At 26.6% G+C, this 2,584-nt stretch carries 1 protein-coding gene; it reads right to left on the reverse strand.

Features of this window, described 5'->3' with window-relative positions; translation table 11 throughout:
• Nucleotides 1–2,447: Ig-like domain repeat protein (locus tag A9758_RS04160; protein WP_143740869.1), on the reverse strand; the 2,447-nt coding region annotated here is incomplete at its 3' end.
• Nucleotides 2,448–2,584 lie beyond the last annotated feature (137 nt).

Consider the following 2,584-nt stretch of genomic DNA (forward strand, 5'->3'; position numbering starts at 1 on the left):
TCATTGATTACATTGTATTCTTGACCATCAATTGTTATTATAATCGCTTTGTTTGCTAGTAAGTTTCGAAATTCATCTTTAAGTTTTCCACTTATAGTAATATCAGATCCAATAGTTTTATCATCAATTGTGTCAATGGATAGATTTGTATTTATTCTATGTACATTGAATGATGTTTCATTGTATGAAGAAGAATATTTATCATTGCCAATATATCCTACCATTATCCTATTTTCTCCAAGTGTGGTTGTAGTATAGGAGTAATTATATTTTCCATTTACATCTGTGGTTGTTGTTATGTTATGTGTATTTATTAAAATACTTACTTGAGTATTTGGTAGTATGTTTCCAAATTCATCTTTGAGTATTCCACTTATCCAAATAGTTGAGTCTATTGTTTTATCACTTATATTATCTAGTGAAATGGTTGTGTTTATTTTACGTACATTGAATGATGTTTGATTACTACTTGGATTATATGCTGTGTCTCCATCATATGTTACTAGTACTGTTTTTTCTCCAGAAGATGTTATGGTATGTGTTATCCTATATTTTCCATTATCATCTGTTGTTATGGTGTGTTGTTGATTATCTATTGTGATTATTATGTTTTTATTTGTAAGTACTGTGCCATTCACATCTGTTAATATACCACTTATTTCAATAGAATCATCAATATGTGTATTTTCTATTGGATTTAGTGTTATTTGTGTATCATGTTTTTTACCTGTGAATGTTTTTGTATCTTCTGATGGATTGTATGTTCTTGTTCCTTCAAATAATGCTGTAACTGTATTATCACCAAGTAAAACTTTAGCTCCAGTATATGTGAATCCACCAGTACTGTTTGTTATTAAAATCTTTTGATTACCATTAATTGTAACTATTACTTTAGCATTGGATATGACTTCGTCATTGGCATTTGTAAGTGTTCCTGTGATATTTGCAAGTTTATCAAATAGTTCATCATTGATGTTGTTAATTATGATATTTGTATCTATTTTATATACTTCGAATGATGATTTAGCTTCAGATGGAAGATATTTGTAATTTCCATCATAGGTTACTTTTATGTTATGATTACCAACTTCTTCTGCAGTGTAGGATATAGTATAATATCCATTATCATTTGTAGTAACTTCTCCAATTAATACATCATCAACATATACTTTCAGTGTTTGATTTGGAAGATATGTATTTCCACTTGTGAGTCTTCCATTTATTGTCATTGTTGTTGAATTTAATATTTTCTGTGCATGATCTATGGAAATCATACTGTCTTCAAGAATAATTATATTTTTTTTATTAGTTTTATCTTGAGTATCTTGAATTCCATTGTTACTTACTTTGTTTTCATCAGTTATCTGTGTACCATCATATGTAACATTGTATAATGATATATTTCCCAGATATACGTGCATTTCTATAGATCCACTTAGTTCTGTTTGATTTAATAGTACTTTTGCTTGATTACTTGCTACATTAATTCCACAATATTGGTTATTAGATAAACGTGACTTTTCTATATAAACATTTGAATTTCCTTTTATCTCTATTGTAGCACCATGAGCAATTCTACCATTGTTATTTATGTTACTATTTAATATTGTAACATTACCTTCTGATTTAATAGCTTGAATTGTTCTTGATATTGTACAGTTATCTAATATTAATTCTCCACCAGCATTAACTATTATTGCAGGTCTGTATAGCCAATCACTGGAAAATTCAGAATTACTATCTATAACTATATTTTTCAATGTAAGTTTTTGTCCTGCATTAATTGTTACAAAGTATTGATTTGGATTATTTGGTATTATCTTATGGTTATTTCCATATATTGTAGTATTTCCATCAGATAATGTTAATTGTCCAGAGGTATCACTTGTTAAATTAAATGTTCCATTGGTGTTTATTTGATTTAAACTTGAAACATTTTTATATGGTTCTTCAATATTTTTTAAATTAAATGTACTGTCTTTTATGTTATTAGTTACTTTTGGATTAATATTTACTTCATTTGATACTGTATTTTTATCATAAGATACTTCCTCGTGATCTTCAAGAGGTACTAATGTTGATGAATCAGTGTTTGATTTTTTATTAGACTTTGCATCATGATTTGATGCTTCTTGAGTGTCATCATCTGTTGTTGATTTTTCAGTGCTACTTATTGTTGGTTCTTTCTTTGTTATTGTGTTTTTCGTAGTTTCTTTAGCTTTTATTTTATCAATTTGTGTATTCTGCATTTTTCCTATTATTTCTTTTTGATTTACTATTTTATCAACATTTGATTCTTTTAGAGCATTTATATTTGTATCAATATCTTGTTTTTTTACTTCTAACTCTGAAATATCTTTAGAAGTATCTGTTGCTACAGCGCAACTTAATCCAATTAATAAAACTAATAACATAATAAATATACACACTATTCTATTTTTATGCATAGTTTCACCAATTTATAATCTTATTTTTATCTCTACTTTCATTTGATTATCCTTATTTCATAATTATTTATGAAGTTTATCCTGTTTGATTTAAAAAAATTTTATTTTTCACCCATATTAAATAAATAGAATATTTT

Source organism: Methanosphaera sp. A6, assembly GCF_001729395.1.
Lineage (GTDB): Archaea > Methanobacteriota > Methanobacteria > Methanobacteriales > Methanobacteriaceae > Methanosphaera > Methanosphaera stadtmanae.